This window comes from Labrenzia sp. THAF187b (genome assembly GCF_009363375.1).
Lineage (GTDB): Bacteria > Pseudomonadota > Alphaproteobacteria > Rhizobiales > Stappiaceae > Roseibium > Roseibium algicola.
The window spans coordinates 1,599,548-1,626,134 of sequence record NZ_CP045344.1; the positions used below are offsets into that span (position 1 = coordinate 1,599,548).

20 protein-coding genes are annotated in these 26,587 nt (G+C 58.6%); 8 read left to right on the forward strand and 12 right to left on the reverse strand.

Going from position 1 to position 26,587, the window contains the following annotated elements:
- Positions 1-177 precede the first annotated feature (177 nt).
- The 3 genes from fdxA to FIV03_RS07355 form a co-directional block, all read right to left on the reverse strand.
- Complete coding sequence (gene fdxA / locus FIV03_RS07345; protein WP_031270075.1) at positions 178-510, reverse strand: ferredoxin FdxA; 333 nt, start codon at positions 508-510, stop codon at positions 178-180.
- A 215-nt stretch (positions 511-725) separates the two neighbouring features.
- Positions 726-1,091, reverse strand: a complete 366-nt coding sequence (locus tag FIV03_RS07350) for an RNA-binding S4 domain-containing protein (protein ID WP_152509094.1) — start codon at positions 1,089-1,091, stop codon at positions 726-728.
- A gap of 35 nt (positions 1,092-1,126) precedes the next feature.
- Positions 1,127-4,258, reverse strand: a complete 3,132-nt coding sequence (locus FIV03_RS07355) for a DEAD/DEAH box helicase (RefSeq protein ID WP_152509095.1) — start codon at positions 4,256-4,258, stop codon at positions 1,127-1,129.
- 799 nt (positions 4,259-5,057) lie between these two features.
- Between FIV03_RS07355 and pyc the strand changes: the two genes are divergently transcribed.
- The gene (gene pyc, locus FIV03_RS07360; RefSeq protein WP_152509096.1) at positions 5,058-8,498 is read left to right on the forward strand and encodes a pyruvate carboxylase; all 3,441 of its coding nucleotides are present in this window, start codon (positions 5,058-5,060) and stop codon (positions 8,496-8,498) included.
- A gap of 602 nt (positions 8,499-9,100) precedes the next feature.
- Here the strand turns inward: pyc and FIV03_RS07365 are convergent.
- From FIV03_RS07365 to FIV03_RS07375, 3 genes are all read right to left on the reverse strand, one after another.
- Entirely contained in the window at positions 9,101-10,735 is a 1,635-nt protein-coding gene (locus tag FIV03_RS07365) for a reverse transcriptase domain-containing protein (protein ID WP_152509097.1), read from the reverse strand.
- A 94-nt stretch (positions 10,736-10,829) separates the two neighbouring features.
- Positions 10,830-11,585, reverse strand: coding sequence for a glutamine amidotransferase (locus FIV03_RS07370; protein WP_152511850.1), 756 nt, complete (start codon positions 11,583-11,585; stop codon positions 10,830-10,832).
- A gap of 94 nt (positions 11,586-11,679) precedes the next feature.
- Entirely contained in the window at positions 11,680-12,156 is a 477-nt protein-coding gene (locus tag FIV03_RS07375) for a TerB family tellurite resistance protein (RefSeq protein WP_152509098.1), read from the reverse strand.
- 308 nt (positions 12,157-12,464) lie between these two features.
- On the opposite strand from FIV03_RS07375, the gene FIV03_RS07380 reads away from it, so the two are divergent.
- From FIV03_RS07380 to FIV03_RS07400, 5 genes are all read left to right on the forward strand, one after another.
- Positions 12,465-13,727: an imelysin family protein gene (locus FIV03_RS07380; protein WP_152509099.1), complete on the forward strand. Its 1,263-nt coding sequence runs from the start codon at positions 12,465-12,467 to the stop codon at positions 13,725-13,727.
- A gap of 82 nt (positions 13,728-13,809) precedes the next feature.
- Positions 13,810-15,339 carry a di-heme oxidoredictase family protein gene (locus FIV03_RS07385; protein WP_152509100.1) on the forward strand — a complete coding sequence of 510 codons (1,530 nt, stop codon included), beginning with the start codon at positions 13,810-13,812 and terminating at the stop codon, positions 15,337-15,339.
- Positions 15,339-16,418, forward strand: coding sequence for an imelysin family protein (locus tag FIV03_RS07390; protein ID WP_152509101.1), 1,080 nt, complete (start codon positions 15,339-15,341; stop codon positions 16,416-16,418). The genes FIV03_RS07385 and FIV03_RS07390 overlap by 1 nt, the downstream gene beginning before the upstream one ends.
- Positions 16,399-17,550: a DUF1513 domain-containing protein gene (locus FIV03_RS07395; RefSeq protein WP_209009890.1), complete on the forward strand. Its 1,152-nt coding sequence runs from the start codon at positions 16,399-16,401 to the stop codon at positions 17,548-17,550. Before FIV03_RS07390 ends, FIV03_RS07395 begins: the two co-directional genes overlap by 20 nt.
- Before the next feature lie 284 nt (positions 17,551-17,834).
- Entirely contained in the window at positions 17,835-20,747 is a 2,913-nt protein-coding gene (locus tag FIV03_RS07400; protein WP_152509102.1) for an AsmA family protein, read from the forward strand.
- 113 nt (positions 20,748-20,860) lie between these two features.
- On the opposite strand, the gene FIV03_RS07405 is transcribed toward FIV03_RS07400, so the two are convergent.
- The 3 genes from FIV03_RS07405 to FIV03_RS07415 all read right to left on the reverse strand — a co-directional run bounded on the left by FIV03_RS07405 (position 20,861) and on the right by FIV03_RS07415 (position 22,915).
- Positions 20,861-21,913 (reverse strand): adenylate/guanylate cyclase domain-containing protein, encoded by a 1,053-nt coding sequence (locus tag FIV03_RS07405; RefSeq protein WP_152509103.1) that lies wholly within the window; start codon positions 21,911-21,913, stop codon positions 20,861-20,863.
- On the reverse strand, positions 21,910-22,278 hold the full coding sequence (locus FIV03_RS07410; RefSeq protein ID WP_152509104.1) for a group 1 truncated hemoglobin: 369 nt from the start codon (positions 22,276-22,278) through the stop codon (positions 21,910-21,912). The genes FIV03_RS07405 and FIV03_RS07410 overlap by 4 nt, the downstream gene beginning before the upstream one ends.
- A 265-nt stretch (positions 22,279-22,543) precedes the next feature.
- Positions 22,544-22,915 carry a VOC family protein gene (locus tag FIV03_RS07415; RefSeq protein ID WP_152509105.1) on the reverse strand — a complete coding sequence of 124 codons (372 nt, stop codon included), beginning with the start codon at positions 22,913-22,915 and terminating at the stop codon, positions 22,544-22,546.
- Positions 22,916-22,961: 46 nt separating this feature from the next.
- On the opposite strand from FIV03_RS07415, the gene FIV03_RS07420 reads away from it, so the two are divergent.
- Complete coding sequence (locus FIV03_RS07420; protein ID WP_209009891.1) at positions 22,962-23,495, forward strand: winged helix-turn-helix transcriptional regulator; 534 nt, start codon at positions 22,962-22,964, stop codon at positions 23,493-23,495.
- Positions 23,496-23,715: 220 nt separating this feature from the next.
- Complete coding sequence (locus FIV03_RS07425; protein WP_023002643.1) at positions 23,716-24,066, forward strand: hypothetical protein; 351 nt, start codon at positions 23,716-23,718, stop codon at positions 24,064-24,066.
- Positions 24,067-24,084: 18 nt separating this feature from the next.
- Here FIV03_RS07425 and phnN read toward each other — a convergent pair whose 3' ends face one another.
- The 3 genes from phnN to FIV03_RS07440 are packed head-to-tail and all read right to left on the reverse strand — an operon-like array spanning position 24,085 to position 26,547.
- Positions 24,085-24,642 carry a phosphonate metabolism protein/1,5-bisphosphokinase (PRPP-forming) PhnN gene (gene phnN, locus FIV03_RS07430; RefSeq protein WP_152509107.1) on the reverse strand — a complete coding sequence of 186 codons (558 nt, stop codon included), beginning with the start codon at positions 24,640-24,642 and terminating at the stop codon, positions 24,085-24,087.
- A gap of 13 nt (positions 24,643-24,655) precedes the next feature.
- Positions 24,656-25,801, reverse strand: a complete 1,146-nt coding sequence (locus tag FIV03_RS07435) for an alpha-D-ribose 1-methylphosphonate 5-triphosphate diphosphatase (protein ID WP_152509108.1) — start codon at positions 25,799-25,801, stop codon at positions 24,656-24,658.
- Positions 25,798-26,547, reverse strand: coding sequence for a DUF1045 domain-containing protein (locus FIV03_RS07440; RefSeq protein ID WP_152509109.1), 750 nt, complete (start codon positions 26,545-26,547; stop codon positions 25,798-25,800). The genes FIV03_RS07435 and FIV03_RS07440 overlap by 4 nt, the downstream gene beginning before the upstream one ends.
- Positions 26,548-26,587: the final 40 nt, after the last annotated feature.

Sequence of the window (26,587 nt, forward strand, 5' to 3'; positions counted from 1 at the left end):
TCCATGTGTATCACACTTTTGTGGAAAATTAAAGTACTGAGCTTTGATGGTGCCAAAACACCACAAGGGCCCCGCCCGGTCGCCACGGGCAGGTACCTGAAAAAGATGGAAGAATCGCCGTTTTAAGCAGTTCTTGTTTGTCTTGCGGCAGTCTGCCGCACAAGCAGTTTTCGCGAATCAGGACGCAGGATTCGGCGAAAAATACTTTTCGAACTTGTTTTCCTTGCCATCAAACTCTTCAGCGTCCGGCAACGGTTCTTTTTTCTCAGTGATGTTCGGCCACTTCTCAGAGTATTCGGCGTTGACCTCGATCCATTTCTCGAGGCCGGGCTCCGTGTCAGGCAAAATCGCCTCCGCCGGGCATTCCGGTTCGCAGACGCCGCAGTCGATACATTCGTCCGGATTGATGACGAGGAAATTCTCACCCTCGTAGAAACAGTCCACCGGGCAGACTTCAACACAGTCGGTGTATTTGCATTTGATGCAATTGTCCGTGACGACGTAGGTCATCGCTATCCTCATTCGGCGCCGGGCGGCCTGCAGCCGATTTGCGCAAGGCCCTGGCGGTCAGTTTCGTGCCGCTCTCGCAAAGAAGGCGCACGTATAACGTCTGGTGCAGATGTTGGGTATCGTTTTTGTCAAACGGGCGCAAGCGCTCTGGATGACGCAGTCCGGGCCTGAAAGAGAAAGTTTTTCTGTTTTCCGGGCTTTGGCAGGAAACAGTGTCAATCGCCGCTGCGGAACGCGTCGATTTTCCGCCGCTCGCGCTTGGTCGGGCGACCGGCACCGGCTTCGCGCTGCGCAGGTGCAGGCGGCGGCGGGGCATCCTTCGGCGGGGGAGGCGGCGACAGATCCTCGTAAAGCTTGCGGGCCTCTTCATAGGGACCGCGCCTGGTGCCCAGGGCAAGGATCTTGAAGACGAGGATACGGCGATCCAGTCCGATCGTCAGAACGTCGCCGGTTCGGACAGTCTTGCTGGCGGAATCGATCTTGTCCTTGTTCACCCGGACATGACCGGATGTCGCCAGCTTCTGGGCAAGAGAGCGGGATTTGGTGACCCTGGCGTACCAGAGCCACTTGTCGATGCGCAGGCTGCCGGCGGCAGCATTGTTTTCAGGCGCAGGAATTACTTCTTGTCCTTGCTGTCCATATTCGCCTTCAAGGCCATCAGGGCCGCGAAGGGCGAGTTCGGATCGATCGGCTTGTCCCTTGGGGCCTTGTCGCGGCGGTTGCCACCGTCAAAGCCCTTCTGGCCGCCATGACCACCACGGCCGCGGCCTTCGCCTTTCGGTCCGCCCTTGCCGTGACGCTTCTCGCCCTGACCACCTTTGGCACCCTGGCCTTGGCCCTGGCCCCGGCGGTTGTCGCCGCCACGGCGCTGGTCCTGACGGCCGCGTGGACGGCGGTCGTGCCGGCCCGGACGCCAGATCTCGATGGTCACCGTTTCCAGTTCGGCTTCACCAGCAGTGGCCTCAGCAGCAGCGGTTTCGCCTTCCGTCTGTGCATCCGGCGTTGCTTCCACAGCGGCCGTTTCAGCGGGTTCAACGGCTGCGCCTTCGGCAGATGCTGCAGCTTCGGTGGGGGCTTCCGCCGGTTCGGACACAGCTTCAGCTTCGGCAGCGGCCGGTTCGGAAGCGGCTTCGGCGCTCACGGCTTCGACCGTTTCTTCCGTAGCCGGTGCTTCCGTAGCGGTTGCTTCGGCGGGAGTGTCCGCTTCGGTCGCAGCAGTTTCCGCCACCGGCGTTTCTGCCGGTGCTTCCGTTGCCGGCTTGGCTGCTACAGGGCGCTGCACTTCCTTGGTCTCGGACCGGTAGCCGAGGGATTTCAGCACGGCGGAGAAGTCCTCGCCGGCGCAGCCGAGCAGCGATGTCATGGCAACGGTGACGGTGAAGCCGCCTCCGGTTGCGACCGCGCCTTCCGGCGGGCTGACTTCCGCATCAAGCGGCTTCCAGGCGATCAGCGGACGGATCAGGTCAGCCAGGCGTTCCAGAATGTCGACGCGAACGGCACGCGGGCCACAGACGCGGAAACCGACAACCTTGTAAAGTGCCTTGTCGATGGTTTCATCAACCGGGATGGACGTGCGGCCGGATGCAGACAGCTGTGGCAGCTCGGCCATGCCGTTCATGTCCAGCGAGCCGTGCTTCAAGGCCCAGAGCTGTGCCAGAAGCTGGCTCGGCGCAGGCTTCAGCAGGGCGGGCACGAACACGGTATAGGCACCAAAGCGGATGCCGTGCTTGCGCAGGCTGGCGCGCATGTCCTGGTCGAGCTGGCGGATTTCGTCAGCCGCTTCCTGGCGTTCCAGGATGCCGAGGCCTTCAACGATGCGGAACGCGATGCCGCGGGCAAGACCTTCCAGGCCTTCGCCGGCCTTCAGGTCGACAAGCGGTTTCAGCAGGGTATCGATCTGTGCCTTGACCCACAGATCAAGCCGCGCCTGTACATTGTCGCGTGCCGGGCCGGTCAGATGTTCATCGGCCAGCAGCAGCACGACCGGCGTCAGCACCTCTTCTCCGGCGACGAGCTTGGCCACGGGTTCCCCGCGCCAGCGGATCACGGCTTCGGACGTCAGCACGAAATCGGAGTTCTCGGACTTGCCGAGCTTGTCCGCACGGGATTCGATTTCGGTGGTCAGGGCCTTTTGGGCTGCGGCACGCACGGTCTTGCCGTCCGGTCCTTCAGCTGCCGCGTCAGGGGCAAACCGGAAGCCAAGCAGATTCCCGATGTGCTGACCTTCCACGAGCACATCGCCGCTCGATGTAATTTCCGCTTCCAGCATTGCGTTCTCTCTCAAACGTCGCATCAATACACTTGTACGCCGATCCACGAACCGCTGCGTCAGCCGCTCGTGAAGGGCGTCAGATAGTTTGTCTTCTATGTCGCGCGTCTCGCCCTGCCAGTGGGCCGGATCGGCCAGCCAGTCGGGACGGTTGGCGACATAGGTCCAGGTCCGGATATGTGCAATCCGGTTTGCGAGAGTGTCGATATCACCATCTGTGCGGTCTGCGAAGGCCAATTGACGCGAGAACCAGTCATCGGCAATCGCATTGTCCTGCATCAGGTGGGTGTAAATGGTGTTGAGCAACTCTGCGTGGTTCGCCGGGGCGATCTTACGATAGTCGGGGACCTGACACACGTCCCATAACAATTCGACCGCATTTCCGCCCTTTGCCATGCCGGATATTGCGGGATCGCGCAATAAATGTTCAAGAGCGGTGATGTCGTCGCCAATGGGTGCCCTTGCGAGACCCTCTTCACGCGGCACCATGTCGAGGCTTGAGCGCAAGGCGTTTGCCGACGAAAAATCCAGCGCACTGTTGCGCCATTGCAGCACTTTCAGGCTGTCGAAGTGGTGGCTTTCGATCTGTTCGACCAGGTCGTCGTCCAGCGGATCGACCCGTCCGGTCACGCCAAAGGTGCCATCCTTGGTGTGGCGGCCAGCCCGTCCGGCGATCTGACCCATCTCTGAGGCGGTCAGCTGGCGGTACTGGTAGCCGTCATATTTGCGGTTACCCGCAAAGGCGATGTGATGGACATCGAGGTTCAGCCCCATGCCGATGGCGTCGGTCGCGACCAGGTGATCGACATCGCCGTTCTGGAACAGTTCCACTTGCGCATTGCGCGTGCGCGGGCTCAGCGAGCCGAGCACCACGGCCGCCCCGCCGCGTTGGCGACGGATGAGCTCTGCAATGGAATAAACTTCGTCTGACGAGAAGGCGACGATGGCGGAACGGGCCGGCAGGCGCGAGACCTTCTTGGAGCCCGCATATTCCAGCACGGACATGCGCGGCCGCGTGACCACATTGATGCCCGGCAGCAGTTTTTCCAGCAGCGGGCGTGCGGTCGCCGCACCCAGCAGGAGCGTTTCGGATTGACCGCGAACATTCAGGATGCGGTCGGTGAAGACATGACCGCGATCGAGATTGCCCGCCAGCTGCACTTCGTCGATGGCGACGAAATCCGTCTTCAGGTCCAGCGGCATGGCCTCAACCGTCGAGACCCAGAACCGCGGGTTCTTCGGGACGATCTTTTCCTCGCCGGTGACCAGCGCCACCGCTTCCGGACCCGCGCGGTCGGCAACACGGTTATAGACTTCACGCGCGAGCAGGCGCAGCGGTAGCCCTATCAGCCCGGAAGGCTGGGCCAGCATGCGTTCAATGGCGAGGTGGGTCTTGCCGGTATTGGTCGGTCCGAGCACGGCCGTCACAGTGCGGGACCGGGCAGACGGCGGCAGCGGCAGGGTCTGGGGACGGGGCATGGAGAGGCTTGTGATCGGCTTTCTTCGGATCGGCGCAAACGGATGGCGCCTATATCTGGTGTCGCGTGTCTAGCACAGCCGGGGCGGGCATGTCCTTATTCTTTTGGCCAGCCGGTCAGGTTTTTGACGGTTGAAATATGTTGTGGAGAACGACTCTGGAACAAACCGAAACCGAATCGGCGACTCCGGACGATTCAGGATTTGTTCCCTACGACATGTGGTTTACGGAGCTGGTGGAGCCACAAAATCCTGAATCTGGTCAAGAGGTTGAGTCGTTTTGCGTGGTTGTGGCTGATTTGCGTCGAATCGCTGTCAATGATTAATTTTCTATAAACGCGCATCCTCGACGGCGGGGCTATGTCGTTTACCCGGGGACACAGGGTGAACGAATCTTGGACGAATCGCTGTTTCATGAAGGTTGCGGATTTGTTCTCACAAGATCTAGTGGGTTTCCGGCGAAGCCGTGTCTACGCGATTGGGCCGTCCGGAGGGTGATTTTGTCTTGCCGACAGGAATGTGTCCCGAAATGGTCAGCAGTCACACAAGCCGGTTTTTGCGGTTTCGGCTCCTGCCCTGATCTGAAAATTGCTGCGCTGCACCTTTTTCAAAAAGTCCGGGAGGCTCTGGGGTTCAATCGAATTAGTGTTCGTTTTCCTACAGTTACGGGCGCAGACGCAAAATTATTTTCCAAGTTAAAAAAAGGACATAGCTTCTGCCCCTTTTCAAGCGCCTCCGACCAAAGTAGAAATCTTGCCGAAACTGGCTTTTCGTTTTGCGTAAAATTAGGGGGAGAAGGCGTTTGGCGATAACAAAAATTCTCGTTGCTAACCGATCTGAAATCGCGATCCGGGTGTTCCGTGCCGCCAACGAGCTGGGCATGAAGACCGTTGCGATCTATGCCGAGCAGGACAAACTGGCATTGCACCGGTTCAAGTCCGACGAAGCGTATCAGGTCGGCAAGGGGCTCGGGCCGATCGAGGCGTACCTCTCCATCGACGAGATTATCCGCGTTGCCAAACTCTCCGGTGCAGACGCCATTCACCCCGGTTACGGCCTTCTGTCCGAAAGCCCGGAATTCGTGGATGCCTGCGAACAAGCCGGCATCACCTTCATTGGGCCGAAGTCCGAAACCATGCGCCGCCTGGGCAACAAGGTGGCCGCGCGCAATCTGGCCATCGAGGCGGGTGTGCCGGTGATGCCGGCAACGGATCCGCTGCCGGACGACATGGACGAAATCAAGCGCCAGGCCGCCGAGATCGGCTACCCGGTCATGCTGAAGGCCTCCTGGGGCGGTGGTGGCCGCGGCATGCGCGTCATTCCGGACGAAGCGACCCTGGCCAAGGAAGTTCTGGCGGCCAAGCGCGAAGCCATGGCGGCATTCGGCAAGGACGAGATCTATCTGGAGAAACTGGTCCAGCGGGCGCGCCACGTCGAAGTTCAGATCCTTGGCGACGGCGAGAACGTGGTTCATCTGTTCGAGCGCGACTGTTCCATCCAGCGCCGCCACCAGAAGGTGGTGGAGCGCGCTCCGGCGCCGTATCTTTCGGCCGAAAAGCGGGCCGAGCTCTGTGAATATGGTCTGAAGATCGGCCGGGCCGTGAATTACCGCGGCGCCGGCACGGTTGAGTTCCTGATGGATGCCGACACCGGTGCGATCTACTTCATTGAAGTGAACCCGCGCGTTCAGGTGGAACACACGGTGACGGAAGAGGTCACCGGCATCGATATTGTCCAGGCACAGATCAAGATCTGCGAAGGCGAGAAGATCGGCACGCCGGAAAGCGGCGTTCCTTCTCAGGACAAGATCCGTCTCAACGGCCATGCCCTGCAGTGCCGTATCACGACGGAAGATCCGGAGCAGAACTTCATTCCGGATTACGGGCGCATCACGGCCTATCGCGGGGCGACGGGCTTCGGCATCCGTCTGGACGGCGGCACGGCTTATTCCGGTGCGGTTATCACCCGTTTCTACGATCCGCTTCTTGAAAAGGTCACGGCCTGGGCCCCTACGGCGGAAGACGCCCGCAAGCGCATGGACCGTGCCCTGCGCGAATTCCGTATCCGCGGTGTGGCGACAAACCTGGTGTTCCTGGAGAACATCATTAGTCACGCCGACTTCAAGGCCAACAACTACACGACCCGTTTCATCGACGAGACGCCGGCCCTGTTCGAACAGACCAAGCGTCAGGACCGCGCAACCAAGCTCCTGACCTATATCGCCGACGTTTCGGTGAACGGCCATCCGGAAACCAAGAGCCGCGCCCGTCCGCCGAAGGATGTGGCCGCGCCCGTCATCCCGAACTTCGGCGATGCCAAGCCTGCCGGCACACGCCAGTTGCTGGACGAATTGGGTCCGAAGGGTTTTGCCGACTGGATGAAGAACCAGACGCGGACGCTGGTGACCGACACGACCATGCGCGATGCGCACCAGTCGCTCCTGGCAACCCGCATGCGGACCCACGATATCGTCAACATCGCGGATGCCTATGCTGCCGGTCTGCCGAGCCTGTTCTCGCTGGAATGCTGGGGTGGTGCGACCTTCGACGTTGCCATGCGCTTTCTGACCGAAAGCCCGTGGGAACGCCTGCACAAGATCCGCGAGAAGGCGCCGAATATCCTGTTGCAGATGCTGCTGCGCGGCTCCAACGGTGTCGGTTACACCAACTATCCGGACAATGTGGTCAAGTATTTCGTGGCGGAAGCCGCTGAAAACGGTATCGACCTCTTCCGCGTGTTCGACTGCCTCAACTGGGTGGAGAACATGCGTGTGTCCATGGACGCGGTCCAGGAAGCAGGCAAGCTGTGCGAAGGCGTGCTCTGCTATACCGGCGACATGCTGGACAGTGCCCGGCCGAAATACGACCTGAAATACTATGTCGGCCTTGCCAAGGAACTGGAAGCGGCCGGCGCACACATCCTGGGTCTGAAGGACATGGCCGGCCTGTTGAAGCCGGAAGCAGCCAAGGTCCTGATCCGGACGCTGAAACAGGAAGTCGGCCTGCCGATCCATTTCCACACACACGACACTTCCGGCATCGCCGCGGCCACTGTTCTGGCAGCGGTCGAAGCGGGCGCCGATGCGGTGGATGCAGCCATGGACGCTCTGTCCGGCCTGACGTCCCAGCCGTGCCTTGGCTCTATCGTGGAAGCTCTGCGCGGCTCGGACCGTGATACCGGCCTCGATGCCAAGACGATCCGCCAGATCTCGTTCTACTGGGAAGCGGTGCGGACCCAATACCGTGCCTTCGAAAGCGATCTGCGCTTCGGGGCATCGGAAGTCTACCTGCACGAAATGCCGGGTGGCCAGTTCACCAACCTCAAGGAACAGGCGCGTTCGCTTGGCCTGGAAACCCGCTGGCACGAAGTGGCGCAGGCCTATGCCGACGTCAACATGATGTTTGGTGACATCGTCAAGGTGACCCCGTCTTCCAAGGTCGTTGGCGACATGGCGCTGATGATGGTCAGCCAGGGGCTGAGCGTGGCGGAGGTCGAGGATCCGGCGAAGGACGTCGCGTTCCCGGACAGCGTCGTCAAGATGCTGCACGGTGACCTTGGCCAGTCTCCGGGCGGATGGCCGGAAGCGCTTCAGAAGAAGGTTCTGAAGGGCGAAACCCCGATCACCGTGCGGCCGGGGTCGCTCCTGAAGGATGCCGATCTGGATGCGGAGCGAAAGACTGTTTCCGACAAGACCGGCCACGGCATCAGCAACACCGAGCTTGCCTCCTATCTGATGTACCCGAAGGTGTTCACCGACTTCGACAAGGCCCAGCAGCAATATGGTCCGACGTCCGTCCTGCCCACCCCGGTCTATTTCTACGGCCTGGAACCGGGTGACGAGATCTCCGTCGATCTGGAAGCCGGCAAGACGCTGGTGATCCGCTGCCAGGCGATCGGCGAGACCGACGAGAAGGGCGAGAAGAAGGTTTTCTTCGAGCTCAACGGCCAGCCGCGCAATGTCAAGGTTCCGGACCGCGCCCATGGCGCTACCGGGGCTGCCGCAATGCGCAAGGCCGAGGACGGTAATGCAGCACATGTGGGAGCACCGATGCCGGGCGTCATTTCCACGGTGGCGATCACCGCCGGCCAGGATGTCACCGCCGGTGATGTGCTGGTCTCGATCGAAGCCATGAAAATGGAAACCGCGCTCCACGCCGAACGCGACGGCAAGGTCAAGGAAGTCCTGGTCTCACCGGGTTCGCAGATCGACGCCAAGGACCTTCTGGTGGTCTTCGAAAGTTAAGATGCAGGCGACAGCACCAACCAAAGGCCGTCCGGATCCATTCCGGGCGGTTTTTTTGCAAGCGCTCCTTGCCTTTTCGCACTCCTTGCTGGACATGTCAGGTTCAGCGGAAAACTCTCCGTGTCATCCGGGCGGAGCGCAGCAGAGACCCGGGAACCAGGACGCCCGGGCGTTTGCGGATCTGGACGGATAGTAGGAGGCTTCCTGGGTCCCCGCTTTCGCGGGGATGGCACCGGAGGCAGTTCGCCATTGCTTGAATCGCAACGCGCGATTTGTCCGAATTTCCACTGTTAGCAGCTAAAGCTTCTTCGACAACCCGATCTTCTCAAGCTCCACCTTCAGGATCGGATCAAAGCGGGCCTCCCGCCAGTCTTTCTGATAGCCGAAGTGACGGTAGAGGCCGAGGGCGGGTGTTGAGTGCGCAGAACGTTTTCATCTTCACTAAGGCCACGAAGATTAAAGCCGCGCTCCATGCTAATGTGACCAAAAGGATAAAGATGTGTTGGTTCACCCCGCTCCTAGATCGATGTGAGAGGTGGTTTCGAAAACCGAGCAACCGAGAATTGGGATTGCGTATGACAAGTTTATTATTTCAAAATCTTTTAGTTATTTTTCAGTGCCAAATCAACCATGTTTTTTAGTATAGGATCTGAAGTATAAGTCTGAACTAAGCTAAGCCAAGGCCGTTTTTCATCTTGGTGCACCGAATTGTTTTCAATAAATGATTTAGCAATTGCTCTTTTTTCGGTTTCACTGGATTTAAAAAAGAAATCTCGAATTTCGAGCATTTCTCCGCGGGTTAGTTTTGACCCTATCTGTAGTATTGCTTCTCGATTAACTAAGCTGCTAACACTCTTCGGTGATGATCTTATGAATTTGATGATTGCATTAGAGTTTAGGTAACTTGTGTGACTTAGAAGTCTGTTCAAGCAAATTTGCACGAAATCCGGCTTCTGCGAGTTTGAATTGAGCCAATCTGAGAATTCTTCTGAAATTTTGATCTTCGTTTCGTTTTTGATATGATTGTTTAATTTTATAAAAAGATCAACAACATATGAAATCATAAAATTGTACGACTTTGATAATTCGATCAAATAAAGTAAATGTTCTTCACTATTTTGCAGAACTGCCGCACGAGCATAGTCTCTCAGAACTTCAAAATCGTCGCTTTCATCGATAGAGTCTTTTAGTGCTTTTAAATCAATCTTTTCAAGTCGTTCTATTTCCTGATTTGATGGCTTTTGAAATCTAAGTCTAATTTTCTCACTATAGTTTTCAGGCTTCGATTTCGAATTTTTTTGTGTTGAAGCAAGTTCGTTCAATGTGTCATCTTCATCAGTATCAAGTTTTTCTCTTGCATCCTCTTCAGCCGCATTTTCTTTGCATTCAACTATTTTTGTCTTGTGTGAGTTTAAATTTAATCCCTCTCGATATAGGCGTTGAGTTAGCAGAGACAAAGTATAATTAGCTTCTTCACGGCTCTTGACGAAAATTCTGTAGTCGTCAACGAATCGAATGAATTTAACCTTGTGAGAAAGAAGAAAATTATCGACATCAATAAGTGCTGCTTCAGCAAGAATTCTACTAGCGTCGCATCCGACCGGAAGTCCGTATGAATCTTTATTGGACCAGATCAATAGCAATGAGTTTATTTTCGAGATTATTTCAGGGTCACATCCGCAGCCAAACAAAGTTGACTCTATACGATGCAAGTTTACACGATCGTAAAAATCAGAGATATCTGTGATAATCTTAAAGTTACCAATATTTTTATATGTTAATTCGCGAGATTTTTCTCGAAAAGAAGAGTAATTATAAAGATCGCTAAAAATATTCTCACCAGTTTTATTAAATCTGTACGAATGTACTATTTGTCGATTTCTAGATACTCTTTTTTCTTCGATGCTTTCTGCGATATGCAAAACTAATGATAGATATTTAATATTATCAATCGGTTCAATGTATGAATATTTCCGATACGAAAATCGTTCTTTTGGATATAGCAATACGTCAATCGGTGAGATAGACATATCCTTTACGGTTTGTTTGAGGACAAGTTTCTTTGCGTTGTTCAATAATTCATCAGACAACGATTGGTTTTTTCTCAAGGAGTCGATTTCAAAGTGGCCGATAAAAATCGGCTTCTTGTAAATATCATCGAAACCGTCTTTCAGAAGATGGTTTAACGCTCTCTTGGTTTGTTTTTGTGCAATTTCATTTTTGTTTATTTTTGCCATTTGGTCGCCAGAGAAAACGAGATCGCCGATTTAGGGAATCAATAGATTTATTTGCTTCTCACGAGGAATCGTATATCGGTCGCTCACTAACTGATCACTCAGCTGCCTTCAACATGCCGTGGCAAACCGGGGCGGCGGCCGTGCCGATCCAGAGGTCCAGAAAACGGTCGAGCCATTTCCGAACAGCGGGATCGTAAACGAAGCGTCCGGCAAAATGGTCGCGGCGTTGCTGGGCGCCGGGCAGCTCCATGCGCGGGGCGCCCTTGGTCGTCCAGCGGACCATCATCTGGTGGGTCAGTTCCGGGTGAAACTGGATGCCGTAGGCGCAAGATCCGGCGCGGATCGCCTGGTTCGGATAAGTTGGTCCGGAGGCCAGCAGATCGGCGCCGCGGGGCAGGTCGAACCCTTCCCGATGCCATTGATAGACCTTTTTCGGCCAGTCCATCAGGGATTTGCCTGCATCGGTCGGCTGCAGCGGATAATATCCGATCTCAACCAGGCTCTCATGATGGCCCGTGACTGTGCCACCCATATGCTTGACCATCATCTGCGCACCAAGGCAGATGCCGAGAAAGGGCTTTTCCTCGGCAAGCGGAACACCGATCCAGTCGATTTCCTTTTGAACGAAGGCATCGGGATCGTTGGCACTCATCGGGCCGCCGAAAATGACGGCGCCGGCATGGTTATCCATGGTGTCGGGGAGAAGGTCGCCGAACCGAGGCTTGCGGATGTCCAGCGCGAAGCCGCGCTTTACAAGCTCAAGGCCCACTCGTCCGGGCGAGGAATGCTCCTGATGCAGGACAATCAGGACTTTCGGTCGGTTCTTCACGGGATCGGACTGAAAAAGCATGGACTTAATATGAGGGAGGTCGGCACGAAAATCGAGTCCCGTTGCCACTTCATCCTGCATAAATACGCGTCCCGGCTGATTATCGCGTGGGCGATCAGTCCAGTTCGTCGGTCTCCGGGGCTGTCTGGGCAACCTTGTGGCGCAGAGTCATGCGATCACGTGTGGAGACACCGAGAAGTTCGGCAACCCGCCAGATGGTGTTGTCCTCGAACTCGTGCACGTGGCCGTCGGCATAGACGATTTCCCACATCATCTCGACGATCGCGAGGCGCTCTTCCTCGTCGGTTGTGCGCTTCAGCACCGATGTGAAGCCGTACAGATCGACCGCTTCCTCGTCGCGCTGCTTGGCGGCGGCGATCAGTTCGGTCGTTTCCTTGTCCGTCAGGTCATAGTGCTTGCGCAGGATTTCACGCAACTTCGAGCTTTCGCTTTCCTCGATCACGCCATCGATATCGATCAGGTGAAACAAGAGAGCCGCCGCAGCCAGGCGCTTGTCGTCTTCGGCGAAGGACTTTTCTCCGCTGTCACCAAAGGTCAGCTCCCGAACAAAACTTTTCAGCGCATTGAGCATGTCTGTCGTTCCTGTTGCCTGGCCCCCCAAACAGGCCGGCTTTTATTGCTATACCATTCCCTCTTTACCATCAAAGGGTTGATGTCGGCTTTAAGACTTTGAGATGGGAATCAAATCCGGCATTTATAAGTCAACTTTTTGGAACTGTTCTAAACTATTGATTTTTTTGGAATTATAACTTGACTTCCTGCCTCATGAAATGGTTTCCCTCTCCCTGCGGCGCGTGTTTCCGCGCCACAAAATCATTCAGGTTTCGCCCAGAGACGGTCCACGCGCACTGCGGGCGACACATATTACGGGATGGATCAATGAATACTTTCAAGCTTGGCCTTCTGGCCGCTTCTGCCCTTTTCGTCACACCGGCCCTGGCTGCAGCCCCCTCCGACGTCCTATCGACCTACGGCGACATCGCCCAGGCAAAATATGCGGACTCGCTCGCAACGGCCAAGACGCTCAAGACCGCGATCGACAAGCTCGTAGCTGAACCGACCGAAGCAAACCTGGAAGCCGCGCGCACCGCCTGGAAGGAAGCACGCGACCCCTACCAGCAGACAGAGGCGTACCGTTTCGGCAACGCCATCGTCGACGATTGGGAAGGCAAGGTGAATGCCTGGCCGCTCGACGAAGGCCTGATCGACTATGTCGACGCGTCCTACGGTGATGAATCGGAAGAAAACGACCTCTACGTCGCCAACGTGATCGCGAATCCGTCGCTCAAGGTCGGTGGCGAAACCGTCGATGCCACCGAAATCACGCCGGCCCTGCTTGCTGAATCTCTTCAGGAAGCCGGCGAAGTAGAAACGAATGTCGCCACCGGCTACCACGCTATCGAATTTCTGCTGTGGGGTCAGGACCTCAACGGCACCGAAGCCGGTGCCGGCAACCGCCCTGCCACCGACTTTGATCCGGCAAACTGCACCGGTGGCAATTGCGAGCGCCGCATTCAGTATCTGCAGGCCGCAACCGATCTTCTGATTTCGGACCTTGAAGAAATGGCCGCCGCCTGGGCTCCTGACGGGGCTGCGCGCGAAGAACTGGCCGGCAAGGGCGAGGCCGGTGGTCTTGCTACCATCCTGACCGGCATGGGATCTCTTTCCTATGGCGAACTGGCCGGCGAGCGCATCAAGCTTGGCCTTATGCTGCATGATCCGGAAGAAGAGCATGACTGCTTCTCCGACAACACCCACATGTCGCACTACAACGACGTGGTCGGCATCCGGAACGTCTATTTCGGTTCCTACAAGAGCCCGGTCGGCAACGATGTTTCCGGCGCTTCCCTGGCCGATCTGGTGGCGGAAAAGGATCCGGCGCTGGCAGAAGAAATGAAGACGAAGCTCGACGCCACGCTGGCGGCTTTCGAAGCCATGAAGGCCCGGGCCGAAGGCGGTGAAGCCTATGACCAGATGATCGGCGAAGGCAATGACGAGGGCAACGCCGTCGTGCAGGCCGCTGTCGATGCACTGGTTGACCAGACGGCTTCCATCGAGCGGGTCGTCAAGGTGCTTGAACTCGACGATATCGCGTTTGAAGGTTCCGACAGCCTGGACAACCCGGGCGCCGTTTTCGAATAATCGAACAGATCGTCAGGCGGTATCGGCCGCCTGACGGCTTGTCCGCGAATTGGGGCTCGCGGATAACAGTCAGGATGCGAATATGAGACTGGTCCCCAGACCGGGCGCCATGACGGGCGTCTTTTTGTGTTTCTGCCTGGCGGCGGGAACCGCTCTTTCAGATGATACGCTGTCTCACCGGGATGATCTTTCGGCCAAGGACAGGGTCAAGGCCGCGAAGGTTCTGCAGCCGCCGGCCGATTTCGAAGCCGCTGAAGCATTCGAAATCATGCAGGGCGGGGCCGGGACGTCCCGAAAGCGGATCAACCGGGATGCCTATTCCCACTCCAATGCCAATCTGACCTTCGAAGAACAGGCCACCTTCAAGGTGGGCAACGGGCTTTTCAAGAAACTCTGGGCGTCTTCTCCCTCGTCGACACAGGCATCGGATGGCCTGGGACCGCTTTATAACGCACGCTCCTGCCAGGGGTGTCACTTGAAGGATGGCCGGGGCCGACCGCCGCGGGCGGGTGAAGACTCGGTTTCCATGTTCCTTCGCCTGTCCATCCCGCCTCAGTCCGAGGCACAGCGCCAGGCACTTGCCGACAAGGATATCCTGCTGGTGCCGGAGCCGACCTACGGCGGTCAGTTCCAGACCTTTGCGGTGCCGGGCCTGCCCGGTGAAGGACGCTTCGATATCGAGGTCGAGGAGATCGAGGTTCCGCTGGCCGGTGGGGAAAAGGCTGTGTTGCAGAAGCCCGTCTACAAGATCCGGGATCTTGGATATGGCGACATGCACCCCGACACAATGATTTCGGCCCGCGCGGCCCCGCCCATGATTGGCCTCGGTCTGGTGCAAGCCATTCACCCCGGCGACATTGAAGCGCTTGCGGACCCCGACGACATCGACAGTGATGGAATTTCCGGCAAGGTCAGCCGGGTTCGTGACCCCGCGACGGGTGCGTTTACGCTTGGCCGTTTCGGCTGGAAGGCTTCCAAACCCTCGATCCGTGCCCAGTCCGCGGCAGCGTTTGCCGGTGATATCGGTATTTCGACGCCCGAGATGCCGGACAATTACGGCGACTGCACGAAGGTGCAGACAGCTTGTCGCGCCTTGCCTCATGGCGAACAGGCAAACCTTGGTGTCTCGGAAGCTCCGGACCCGGTCATGGATCTCGTCACCTTCTATTCCGAAAACCTGGCAGTGCCGATGCGCCGCGACGTGGATGATCCCGAGGTGCTGAAAGGCAAGCAGGTTTTCTACCAGTCAGGCTGTCCGGCCTGCCACCAACCGAAATACGTGACCAGCCGAAAGGCGGAAAATCCGGCGCACAGGTTCCAGTTGATCTGGCCTTATTCGGATTTCCTGTTACATGACATGGGGGAAGGCCTCGCGGACAATCGCCCGGTGGGTGATGCCAGTGGACAGGAGTGGCGTACGCCGCCGCTATGGGGCATCGGCCTGACCGAGACTGTCAACAATCACACCCGGTTCCTGCACGACGGCCGCGCACGCAACCTGCTGGAAGCGGTCCTGTGGCACGACGGCGAAGCCCGACAGGCGCGCGACGCGGTGGTTGCGCTTTCGCCCGCCGACCGGCAATCGCTTATACGTTTTCTGGAGTCCCTTTGATGCGCTGTTTGCTATTTGCCGCTCTCGTTTCTGGAGCCGTTATCGCCCAGCCCGCGTTCGCCACGGACTACGAGCCGAAACTCGACAATCTGATCGAGACCTATATCCAACCGGCGACGGGCGCGTTTGCCGCAACCTCGGCAAATCTGCCGGACGCTGTTCGAGCGGTCTGCGCAAATGCGGACGAAGCATCGGTAGAGGGGTTCAGGACGGCCTTTTCAGACACTGTGCGGGACTTCTCCCATGTGCATTTCTTGCGGTTTGGTCCGTTGATCGACAACGATCGCCTCAGTCGGCTGGCCTTCCTGCCCGACCCGCGTGGCATCACGCAACGCCAGATCCGCAAGCTTCTCGCTTCTGAAGAAAAGGACGCCTTGTCTGCGGCGACGCTCAAGGACAAGAGCGTCGCAGTTCAGGGACTGACAGCACTGGAATTGCTCGCTTTCGACAAGGATAGTGCGGTTCGGCTGGGGCAGGCGGACGACAGCAAGGACTTCAGCTGCGGCTATGCACTGGCAATTTCGGAAAACCTTGCGGCCATGGCCCGCGAAATCGCTGCCGACTGGCAGGATCCTGACGGATACAGCGAGGTGCTCTTGACAGCCGAAGGCGGCAACGAGCGGTTCCATACGTCGAAGGAAGCGCTGGAAAGCGTGTTCAACGCGCTGGTCACGGGGCTGATCATTGCGCGCGATCAGGATGTGCTTCCGGCATTGGGAACCGGCAAGGACAAGGCCAGGGCGACGCGCTTTCCGTTCTCGCGCTCCGGCAACAGCGTGGTCTATCTCAACGGCGAGCTGCTCGGCATTCAGAAGGCCATTGCTTCCCTGGACCTGAACGACCTGACGCCCGACGATTTCACCTGGATTTACGACACGCTCGACTTCGAGTTTGGCAATGCTGTCACTCTTCTGGGGACCCTAGATCCGCCCTTGCGCCAGTCCTTCGAAGAAGGCGATGCCTATGACAAGATGGTTGTCCTGGCGATCACGCTGAAATCGCTTCGCGACACGATTGCCCTTGAACTTGCAGGTGCCCTGGAACTTGCTGGAGGTTTCAATGCGCTCGATGGTGACTAAGCCTCTTTCCCGGCGCGGTTTTCTGGCAGCACTCGGCGGCCTTGCCGCCTTGCCGGCATTTTCCGGCTCGACGCTGGCAGCAAGCCTTCTGAACCGGGAAGCATCCGACGGTGTGCCGCTGTTCGTGAGCGCCTACAAGCTTGAAAACGGCGATTATGGGGTGGGTGTTGTCGATGACCTTGGACAGGTTCTGGCCAGGATCGGTCTGCCGGGACGGGGTCACGGCGTTGCGGTTTCTCCTGACAGGTCCAGGTTTGTAGCCTTCGCCCGCCGGCCCGGCACATTCGCGGTCGTGGTTCGCCCATATCAGGATGTGGAGCCGGAGGTTCTCACGGCGGAACCGGGCCGCCATTACTATGGACATGGCTGTTTTTCCGCTGATGGCAGACTGCTCTATGCGGTCGAAAACGACTATGCCGCAGCCCGTGGCGTGATTGGCGTTTACGACATGAGTGGCCGTCAGGTTCAGCGGATCGGCGAGATCGAGACCCATGGCATCGGTCCGCACGACCTCCTGCTCGCGCCGGACGGGCGCACGCTTGTCGTGGCCAATGGGGGTATCATGACCCATCCGGACAAGGGGCGTGAAAAGCTCAATCTCGACACCATGGCGCCAACCGTGGTGTTCCTGGATCGGGAAACCGGTGATCTTCACGCCAGCCACGCTCTGGACGCTTCCCTGCACCAGCTGTCGCTCCGGCATATGGCGCTGGACGGACAAGGGCGGGCGTGGGTCGGTGGTCAGTTCGAGGGGCCGGAAACAGACCTGCCGCCGCTGGTTGGTGTGTTTTCGCGGGACGAGGCACCCATCCTGATGGAAATTCCGACGGGTATCGCGTCAGGCCTTCAGAACTACATCGGCTCGGTGACGGCAAACGCAAGCGGTGAGGTGATTGCAACGTCCGCTCCAAGGGGTGGGCAGACGTTGTTCTGGAAGGCCGATACCGGCGCATTCCTGGGTGCCGAGGCCATTGCCGACGGATGCGGCGTTGCGCCGATCGATCAGGGCAGCTTTCTGATTTCCGACGGCAACGGGGCATTGTCTCTTGTCGAGGATCCTGCCCGGCCGGCGGAAATTCTGGCCCGCCCACCGGGCATTTCCTGGGACAATCACATGTTTGCCCTGTCCTGAGACAGAACATCGGACGGCTGGATCTTGCACGTGTCAGGCTGTTTTCTGCCTGAAAAGGTGCCAATCGGAGGCAAATTCGGCAGACTTCCTGCTTTTGTCAAAATCGGCTGGCACAGTGATCGGGATCGTATACCGGTCCCAGGGGCTGTATGCGGTGTTGTAGACCGATTTGCCGGTATTTGATCGTTCTGTCTCCTTTCCTGCGCAAGCGTTTGCTTCTGCTTGGGGACGTTCCGGCCCGATTGGTCTACATTGGGGACCGATTCGCGACGGGGAGACACTAAATGCGTCGGTTTTTGATCGGACTGGGCAGTCTGCTGTTCATGCTGGTAACCATCATTCTGGTGGTGCCGCTGTTCCTGCCCAAGGACGAAATCAAGCGTCAGGTAGTTGAGCAGGTGGACAAGCGCTTTGGCTGGCGCGTGCGCCTGGACGGACCTGTGTCCTTGTCGCTGTTTCCCGGATTTTCGCTGGTCGCGGAAGATATCGGCCTTGCCGGCGAGGCGGGTGCCGACGGCATCGAGTTCGCCAAGGCCGAGCGTGTCGAATTTGGCCTCGCCTGGGGTGGTCTGGTTTCCGGCAATATCCAGGTTACCGGAATTGCCCTGGACAAGCCGGACATCTATCTGGAAATCGGCCCGAACGGCACCACGAGCTGGGAGCCGCGCCGCGACATCAGCGACATTGGCGACTTGATCGAGGCCGAAACCGGCGACGCTGAAACCGATGCGGTGGCGGAAGCCGCGCCTGCGCCTGCGTCTGAAGCAGAGCCGGCAGAAACAACCGCAGCTTCCGAGGGCTACCTCAAGAGCATTGGTGTCGACAGCCTGCAGATCACCGGAGGCACGGTGACCTACAAGGCGCCGGATGCTGCCGAGCCGGTTCGTATCTCCAACCTTGATCTCAGCCTGCAGGCGCCCAGCCTGTCGGGTGAGGTGGATCTGACATCCAGCTTCACGTTCCGCGAAATGCCGGTCGCCGTCGCAGGATCCCTGACCAACCCGCTCGCTCTCATGGGCGGGGAGCAGGTTCCGGTAGACCTGAAGATTTCCAGCGGTGAAAACAGCGTCTCGGTCACCGGTCAATCCGGCCTGGATCCGACGCGCGCCGAATTGGCCCTTTCTGCAGCCGGTCCTTCCCTGAAAGCGCTTGCAGCGCTGGCCGGGCAGGACCTTGCCGCCGACCCGGGTGCTTTTGCCGTGTCGGCCAAGGTTGCAGGCACCGAGGCCATGCTGTCGCTGGCCGATCTCGACATCACGCTTGGCCAACTGTCTCTTGGCGGTGCGGCGGACGCGGATCTGTCGGGGAACGTTCCTGAAGTCTCCGGCCGGCTGGTGCTGAAAGACGGTTCGATTGCCGATCTCCTGCAACTGGCGGGCCGGGATTTGCCTGCAAGCGGCAAACTCAGCCTCGACCTCGCCTTTGCAACCGTGGGGCAGACAGGGGAGGAACTGCTTGCCGGTCTTGATATCACGGGGGCCGTACGTATCGCCGAGGGCGAGATTGGCGGACTTGGGCTTGCTTCGGCGGTCGGCGGCGATCCGGAAGCGGACCGCCTGACGAACCTTGCCATGGATATCGATCTGCAGGGACTGGAAAACCCGATATCGCTCAGCGGTGCCTTGTCCTGGCGCGGCGAAGCGTTCAGCCTGACCGGCGAAGGCGACACCGCTCGCCTGCTGGCGGGGGGAGCAGCGCCGGTTTCCGTAAGCGTGAAAGGCAATCGCGTGAGCGCCGGCTTCAATGGTCGGGCTTCGCGCGACGGTGCGCTTGATGGTGCGGTCAGCGTCGATACTGCCGACCTGCGCGGGCTCATGGCGTGGCTCGGCAAACCGCTTGGCAGCGGTGGCGGTCTGAAGCGCTTCAAGGCTTCGGGTATCTTCGGCGTTGCAGGCGAGACGATTTCATTCGAGGAAACACGGTTCACGCTGGACGATACGTCGGGTGAAGCCAACGGACGGATCGTTCTTGGCGGCAAGCCAAGCGTTACGGCGCGGCTGGATCTGCGGGAACTTGTACTCGACCCCTATCTCGGCGGTGCATCGTCTTCGGGTGCAGGCAGCGGCGGTGGTGGCGGTTCTGGCCAGGCGTCCGGAAATTCCTCGGCTGGCGGCGGCAAGCGCGGTGGGGCAGGTGGCTGGAGTACAGAGCCGATAGATTTCTCCGGTCTCAATGCGATCGACGCGGACTTCAAGCTGACCACCAGCGAAATCCGCTGGGACAAGATCAAGATCGACCAGAGCGCCCTGTCGACCACTATCAAGAACGGTGTGCTGACTGCCAACCTGGAAAAGCTGGCACTTTACGGCGGCTCCGGCACCGGTACGGTTACGCTCAACGGGGCGTCCGCAACACCGGAAGTTGCCGCGAAATTTGCTCTCGCCAACCTCAATGCCTATCCGTTGCTGCGCGATGCAGCCGATTTCAGCTGGATTGAAGGCAAGGCCAACATCAACCTGGATGTTACCTCCAAAGGTGGCAGCGAACAGGCATTGGTGCAGGCCCTGAACGGGACGGCCAACTACACGTTCGCCGACGGCGCGATCAAGGGCATCAACGTGCCACAGATGGTGCGTGGCCTGTCGGTGGAGACGTTGCTCGGATGGCAGGCCAATCCGTCGGCCAAGACCGATTTCAGCTCGCTTGGCTCAACGTTCCAGATCCAGAACGGCATTGCCAAGACCGACGATCTGTCCCTGATCGGGCCGCTGGTTCGCATGACCGGCAAGGGCACGACGGACATGCCGGCGCAGCGCCTTTCCTGGCGTGTGGAGCCGAAGATCGTGCCGACGCTGGAAGGCCAGGCCCCGCAGCCTCGGCGAAAGGGCGAAGACAAGAAGTTGGCCGGTCTAGGCGTGCCCATCGTGATCGAAGGCCCGTGGAACGATCCGCGGATCTATCCCGACATCAAGGGTATTCTGGAAAACCCGGAGGCAGCCTACAAGCAACTGCAGCAGACCGGCGGTGAGCTGATCTCCATTCTTCAGGGAAAGAAGGAACCGTCTCAGGAGCTGGTTGACCAGGCGAACAAGGTCATCAACCAGGCGACCGGCGGCAAGACCCAGATCGACGTTCAGAAGGTTCTGGACGGCGAGGTCGATGACGAGGAAGTTCTGAAAGCGGTAGAAGAAGGCTTCGGCCTGCCTTCCGGCCTTTTGGGCAACGTGTTCGGAAACAAGAAGAAAAACAAGAACTGACGGCACATTGGCGCAATGGTGCTGCGTTTCGGGGCCGCACCATTGCTTTGCCGTGGGACTGAGCGGGCAGGTTTTGGCTGTGCGAGTGATCTGGCAGCGGACTTGTTGTCCGGTCAGAACTGCCGCGCCCGATGGGCCAGTTCGACACCGGGGCTGACCCGCATCAGCCGCATTTCTCCGAAGCTGCGGATCTCGCGTTTGCCAAGGTCTTCCAGGTGAAACTCATCCACCAGGAATTCCTTCATGGCATCCGGCGCAACGACGCACATGGGATTGGCGAATTCCTGCAGTCGTGCGGCAAGGTTCACTGCCGAGCCGAAGACGTCGTAGACGTACTTCTGGATTCCGACGACGGAACCGACTGCCGATCCCGTACCCAGTCCGACACGCGCCCGCCACTTGTGTTGATGGCTCTGGTTCCGACGCTCCAGGTAACGAATGAAGCGGACGGCGCAGTTGGCAACTGCGCGCATGTGATCCGGTGAGGGCTCGGGCATGCCTGAAACGGCAAGATAGGCATCGCCGATGGTCTTGATGCGCTCACAGCCGAATTGCTCGGCGATACGGTCGAATGCGGTAAAGATGTCGTTCAGCTCTCCAAGCGTCACCGTCGGGTCGTGCTCTGCGGAGAATTTCGTGAAGTCCACGAAGTCGAGCATGACCACGGAAACGCTCTCGTAAAGCTGCGGCGTGACGACGCCGAAGGTCTTGAACTCCTCGTAGACCGAACGCGGCATCAGGTTGAGCAGCAGGCGCTCGACACGTTCCTTCTCGCGCTCCAGTTCCCGCGTATTCCGCTCTACCATGGAGGAGTAACTGTCGATCATCGACTCCAGTTCGCGGATCCGCGTGATGTTCTGGCACTCAACGACGAGGAAGTCCTGCTCTTCAGCTGGCGAAACGGTCAAGGCGATGACCAGGGTTCGGCGCTTCAGCTTGACGGAGACTTCTCCGGAAAAGCGTCCCTGCTCCTTGATTGCTTCGCGAAGCTGTTCGATCTCGATATCCGGCAGCAGATCGGCAAGCGTGGTGACGGCTTCCGGCTTGCCGAACCAATCGGAAAACGGAGCGTTCTGGAACAGGAACTGAAGGTCCTTGCTGTTGACGACGGCAATGCCGACCCCGATCGCACGCAAGAGCTGCTGGTTGATGGCGGTGATGCTCATGTCGCACCGGTCGAAAGGATGGCGGAACGTCGCGCTTCGACTGCCGACATCACGGACTTGATGTCTGCAGGGTCGAACTTGTGTTCCACCAGCGTCTCGCGCAGGAGACGTGCAACTTCGTCAAAGTCCTCGTTTTTCAGGTCAAGGGTGGCATGGGTTCGTCTCAGCCGCTCTTCCGAGTAGCTGACCGGCCCGCCCAACAGGTAGGAGATAAACTTGGTCTGATGATCGATCAGGCGCGTCATGTCGACGTCATCGAAAAAGTCACCGATCTCCTCGGAATCGAGAACCTTGTCGTAAAAGGTCATTACGATGCGGCTCACCGACCCGAAGCCGCCGTACTTTTCAAACAATGTCGCAGGCATGCCGCAGAACTCGATTTTCAGAATGAGATCAAGAATAAGAGAGTAGTCGACTATTCTGGTAATGCAAAGATTTTGTGTCGATTATTCCTTTGCGTCATCCTCCGGCTTCCTCTGGGAAGAATGATGTATTTCTGTCGCCTTTCACCTGTCTGGGCGTAAATTCATGCCTTGAATGTTTGCGAAAGCCCGTTGCAGACAGCATCCGGTCGGTTGCCCGACCGGATGTGCCGGTGTTCTTCGCGGGCTCCTGTTTCTTATGAGCCGCCTATTTGGACAGGTCCTGAGCAAGCATGAGCGCGTTGCCATCCGGATCGTAGAAGGTTGCGGTGCTGACCATGCCTTCGATGGTCTCCGTCGCTCCGTCGAATTTGACACCTACCTCTTCCAGCGCACTGCGGGCACCTGCGATATCGGCCACGCCAAAGACGGGAACCGTGTTTCCGGGAGTGGGTTCGGATTGTTCGCCCAAGCCAAGGGTCACGCCTTCGGTCCGGGTTGCCAGCTCGCTCCAGCCCGCTTCGTCCATATGATAGAGCAACTCGAATCCGAGTTTTTCCGCGTACCAGTCGGCACTTGCATGCCTGTCGCGAACGGAGAGGGCGAGTGTGATCGTGTTATCCAGAGAAACGACAGGCATGAGACTTTCCTATGTATCAAAAGTATAGTAGCTATAAAATATGAATATGCAGCTTCTTGTCAACCTCACATCCAAAGCCTGGTCGCTGAAAATTCTGGCTCAGTTGCATGCAGGTGTTTCCGGTCGGCAAGCCCCGCTGATCGCGGCGACAGGTGCGAGCCGCAGTTCTTTTACAGCAAGCCTTGAACATCTGTTCCAGCTTGGACTGCTGGAGCGAAACCCCGGCCACGGCCATCCCCTGCGGCCCGAGTTTCGGCTGACGGACAAAGGCAAGGCTGTTGCTGCCATGGCGAGCCGGATCGAGGAGATCGTTCCGAACGAGGATGCCTTTTCGGTACTGCGACGCAGCTGGACGGTGCCTATCCTGGCCGTAACCGGGGCGCCAAGCCGGTTTTCGGCGATCAAGTCGGACCTCGGGCCGGTTACGGACCGGGCCCTGTCGAAGTCCCTTGGTGTTCTGGAAGACCAGGAGTGGCTGAGGCGGGACATCGACCTGTCACAGCGCACACCTTTCCCGATCTATCACGCCGTGAATGCGGGTTTGAAAATCAATCAGGCGATCGCTGCGGGCGCCCGTTGACCCGGATGTGAACCAAAGTTCTACCCTATGGTTGTATTTTCTGGCCTCGAAATGAAGTTTTCCCGGCCGCAGTCCACCGCACAAGTCTTTGTCCAGGATGAATAATTTCGAAATCAATGAATCTGGGCGTGTAATGACGCATCATGACTCTTCTGGTTCATTGCAGTTTCCGGGTGTAGCGCTACGCTTGAATGGTCGAGGCGAATCTTGCGAGGCAAGCATGTCCCGGTCAGACGAAGAGAAATGCGGTCGCCTGATGCGCACCGCTTGCAGGAATGTCATCGGATTCTGGCAGCTTTTGCAGGAACCGGATGTTCACAGGCTCGATCATGTCAAACGCCTGCAGTATCGGGCCTACATGATCGGTTCCGCCCTCCATCTGGCAGACCTTGTGGTCAGGCACGAACACGCCCTGATCCATCTCCGCCGGGCGGTCGGGGAGCCCGAACTGGGCGAAGAAGCAAAACAGTTCCGCACCATGGTTCACGCGTTCGACGGTGATCATCAGGACGCACTGGATGCCAGGGCGCTGATTTTCAGTCAGGCCGTTCAGAGCGCATTTGCGGATTAGAGACGGGCACGGTTGAGATCAAAGGCCGAGTGCGGCGACCATCCTGTCGACCGCATCCTCCACCGTGCCGGTGTTTTCAATGCGGATCAGATTGGCGACGTTTTCCGGTTCAAGGTCGGCACGGCGCAGCCGTTCCTCTATTTCCTGTCTGCTTTCGCGGCCACGTGCGGCGAGGCGTTCGGCGAGGACTTCGACCGGCGCGGTGATCAGCAGAACGCTGGCGTTTCGGTACTTGTCCTCTGCGTGCTTCAACACCTTGCGCGAGCCATTGGCAATCACGGTTGCGCCTGCTTCGATTGCCTGGTCGTAGCTTTGCGGGATGACGTAGCCGAGCCCATGGGCCTCCCAGCACAGGGCAACCTTTCCGGCCGCTCTCAGCTGATCGAATTCGGCGCGCGAAAGCGTGTCGTGGTCCTCAGCCTCGACATCGGCCTGCCGGGTGATCGCTCGCCGGGCGAAACTGACGTCCGTCCGGCCCGCCAGACGGGCCTTGAGTGCGGCCATCAATGTGTCCTTGCCGGCTCCGCTCGGACCGACCACGAGCACCATGCGGCCGGGGCCGAGTTTTTCCGTCATGTCGGACGCAGCCTCAGGCAACCCGTTTGCCCTCGCGCCAGACGCCGCGCACGATCGGGATGTCACCAACCATTTTCACCTGGATGAGATCAGCCCTGAGGCCGGGTTCCAGGGTGCCGCGGTCTTGCAGGCCAATGGCCTTCGCAGGCGTCGTCGTGACCATGGCAACCGCCTGTGGCAGGGCAATCGCCTCGACCTCCGCAGCCAGCTGGAACGCGGCCTGCAGCAGCGAAATCGGCACATAATCCGAGGAGAGCACATCCAGAACGCCCGCCTCGGCAAGCGCCTTCGCCGAGATATTGCCGGAATGGGATCCGCCGCGCACGATGTTCGGCGCGCCCATCAGAACAGCCATACCGGCCTCGTGCGAAGCCTTGGCGGCTTCCAGCGTGGTTGGAAACTCGGCGATTTTCGTCTGCAGTGAAATCGCCTCGTCCACATGGGCGGTGGTGGCGTCGTCGTGGCTGGCGATGGCGATGCCACGGGCCTGGGCGATGGCCGACAGGTGCTTGCGGTTTTCAGGGGCGAGGCTGCTGGCACGCGCCTGGCGCTTGCGGATGAAATCGTCCATCTGGGCGTCGGTGAAGCCCTTCTTGCCCTGATAGTAGATCTTGTAGGCATCCATCGACACGAACTGGCGTTGACCGGGGGTGTGGTCCATCAGCGAAATCAGGCGGATGCTGTCGTCGTCCTCGAACACCTTGAAGGCGCTGAGCACGTCGGGCGCGGATACTTCACAGCGAAGGTGGATGAAATGGTCGGCGCGCAGGCGGTTTTCCCGCTGGCCGGTTTCAATGGCATCCGCAAGCGCGCGCATATCCGAATAACCAAGGTCCGCGTCTTCATCCATGCCGACGCGCAGCGCATCGAACACGGTGGTGATGCCGGAACACGCGATCTGGGCGTCGTGGGCCTGCACGGCGGAAACCGGGCTCCAGCGCACCTTGGGACGCGGCGCATAGTGGGTTTCCAGGTGGTCGGTATGCAGCTCGACCAGGCCAGGCAGCAGGAAGTCGCCTTCGCAATCGTGCCCATCGACCTCGGTCGGTGACCCGATGCCGGAAATCAGACCGGCATCATCGACCGTCAGGGAACCGTCGAACACTTCGCCTGCGAGAACCAGACTGGCATTCTTGAAGACTTTGGGATGCTTGCTCATGCAGATTCCTCTTGGGAAAGACGCTCGGCCTGGCTGAGGGCGTCGGCGGGAGCGACGCTGCCGGTCAGCTGAAAGACGGTATGGACCTGGAAAGGCGCGCCGCGTTCGGCTTCGGTGTAGAGCGCAACGTGGCGGCACAGCCGCTTCTTGCCGATGACATCCGCAAAGTGGTCCTGGGCGGCATTTGCCATCCGCTCCATGTCGGTGTCGTCTTCCAGCTTGTTGGAAAGGGTCAGGTGGAAGCGGAATTCATCGAAGATATAGGGATAGCCCCACCTGACGAGATAGGTGTCATGCCTTTCCGACAGTCCGCTCTTGCGGCGGCGCTCAAGATCCGCCTCGGACAGTGGTGCGCGGAACGGTTCGAAGCGACGCACGCACAGGCCGGCGAAGGCGCGCAGGGCCGGCTCTTCTGCCTCAGGGGTCAGTGCCAGAAAACGGCCGAGCCTGTTCACGCCGAGCGCTTCTATCTCGTAAGGGGCGATTTCCGCCGCAAAAGCTGCGCAGGCGTCCAGCAGAGTTGCCTCGGTCTGATCGGCTGCAAGGGAAAACGGGGCTTTCAAGGTCCCGTGAAATCCATAGCGCCGGGGGTCGGTCGTCAACTCCCGGAAGCGTGCCGATGTCATGCCGGCCAGCTCCGGTTGCGGAAGAGCCGCGCCGGAAAAGGGATCGCGCCCGAGCCAGGAATTTCCGAGCTGCATCAGGCGGTCGTCGGCATCGGCGGCGAAATAGAGGGCGTAGCGCATGAAGAAAATCGCGATTTTGAAATGTGGTTTGGCCGGGATG

Coding starts and splice junctions, on each gene's coding strand:
- FIV03_RS07365 (WP_152509097.1), bottom strand. CDS start 10,735: ATGGCAAAAATAAACAAAAATGAAATTGCACAAAAACAAACCAAGAGA.
- FIV03_RS07400 (WP_152509102.1), top strand. CDS start 17,835: ATGCGTCGGTTTTTGATCGGACTGGGCAGTCTGCTGTTCATGCTGGTA.
- FIV03_RS07355 (WP_152509095.1), bottom strand. CDS start 4,258: ATGCCCCGTCCCCAGACCCTGCCGCTGCCGCCGTCTGCCCGGTCCCGC.
- FIV03_RS07385 (WP_152509100.1), top strand. CDS start 13,810: ATGAGACTGGTCCCCAGACCGGGCGCCATGACGGGCGTCTTTTTGTGT.
- FIV03_RS07435 (WP_152509108.1), bottom strand. CDS start 25,801: ATGAGCAAGCATCCCAAAGTCTTCAAGAATGCCAGTCTGGTTCTCGCA.
- fdxA (WP_031270075.1), bottom strand. CDS start 510: ATGACCTACGTCGTCACGGACAATTGCATCAAATGCAAATACACCGAC.
- FIV03_RS07390 (WP_152509101.1), top strand. CDS start 15,339: ATGCGCTGTTTGCTATTTGCCGCTCTCGTTTCTGGAGCCGTTATCGCC.
- FIV03_RS07405 (WP_152509103.1), bottom strand. CDS start 21,913: ATGAGCATCACCGCCATCAACCAGCAGCTCTTGCGTGCGATCGGGGTC.
- FIV03_RS07425 (WP_023002643.1), top strand. CDS start 23,716: ATGTCCCGGTCAGACGAAGAGAAATGCGGTCGCCTGATGCGCACCGCT.
- phnN (WP_152509107.1), bottom strand. CDS start 24,642: ATGACGGAAAAACTCGGCCCCGGCCGCATGGTGCTCGTGGTCGGTCCG.
- FIV03_RS07380 (WP_152509099.1), top strand. CDS start 12,465: ATGAATACTTTCAAGCTTGGCCTTCTGGCCGCTTCTGCCCTTTTCGTC.
- FIV03_RS07440 (WP_152509109.1), bottom strand. CDS start 26,547: ATGCGCTACGCCCTCTATTTCGCCGCCGATGCCGACGACCGCCTGATG.
- FIV03_RS07375 (WP_152509098.1), bottom strand. CDS start 12,156: ATGCTCAATGCGCTGAAAAGTTTTGTTCGGGAGCTGACCTTTGGTGAC.
- FIV03_RS07395 (WP_209009890.1), top strand. CDS start 16,399: ATGCGCTCGATGGTGACTAAGCCTCTTTCCCGGCGCGGTTTTCTGGCA.
- FIV03_RS07370 (WP_152511850.1), bottom strand. CDS start 11,585: ATGCTTTTTCAGTCCGATCCCGTGAAGAACCGACCGAAAGTCCTGATT.
- FIV03_RS07410 (WP_152509104.1), bottom strand. CDS start 22,278: ATGCCTGCGACATTGTTTGAAAAGTACGGCGGCTTCGGGTCGGTGAGC.
- FIV03_RS07415 (WP_152509105.1), bottom strand. CDS start 22,915: ATGCCTGTCGTTTCTCTGGATAACACGATCACACTCGCCCTCTCCGTT.
- FIV03_RS07420 (WP_209009891.1), top strand. CDS start 22,962: ATGCAGCTTCTTGTCAACCTCACATCCAAAGCCTGGTCGCTGAAAATT.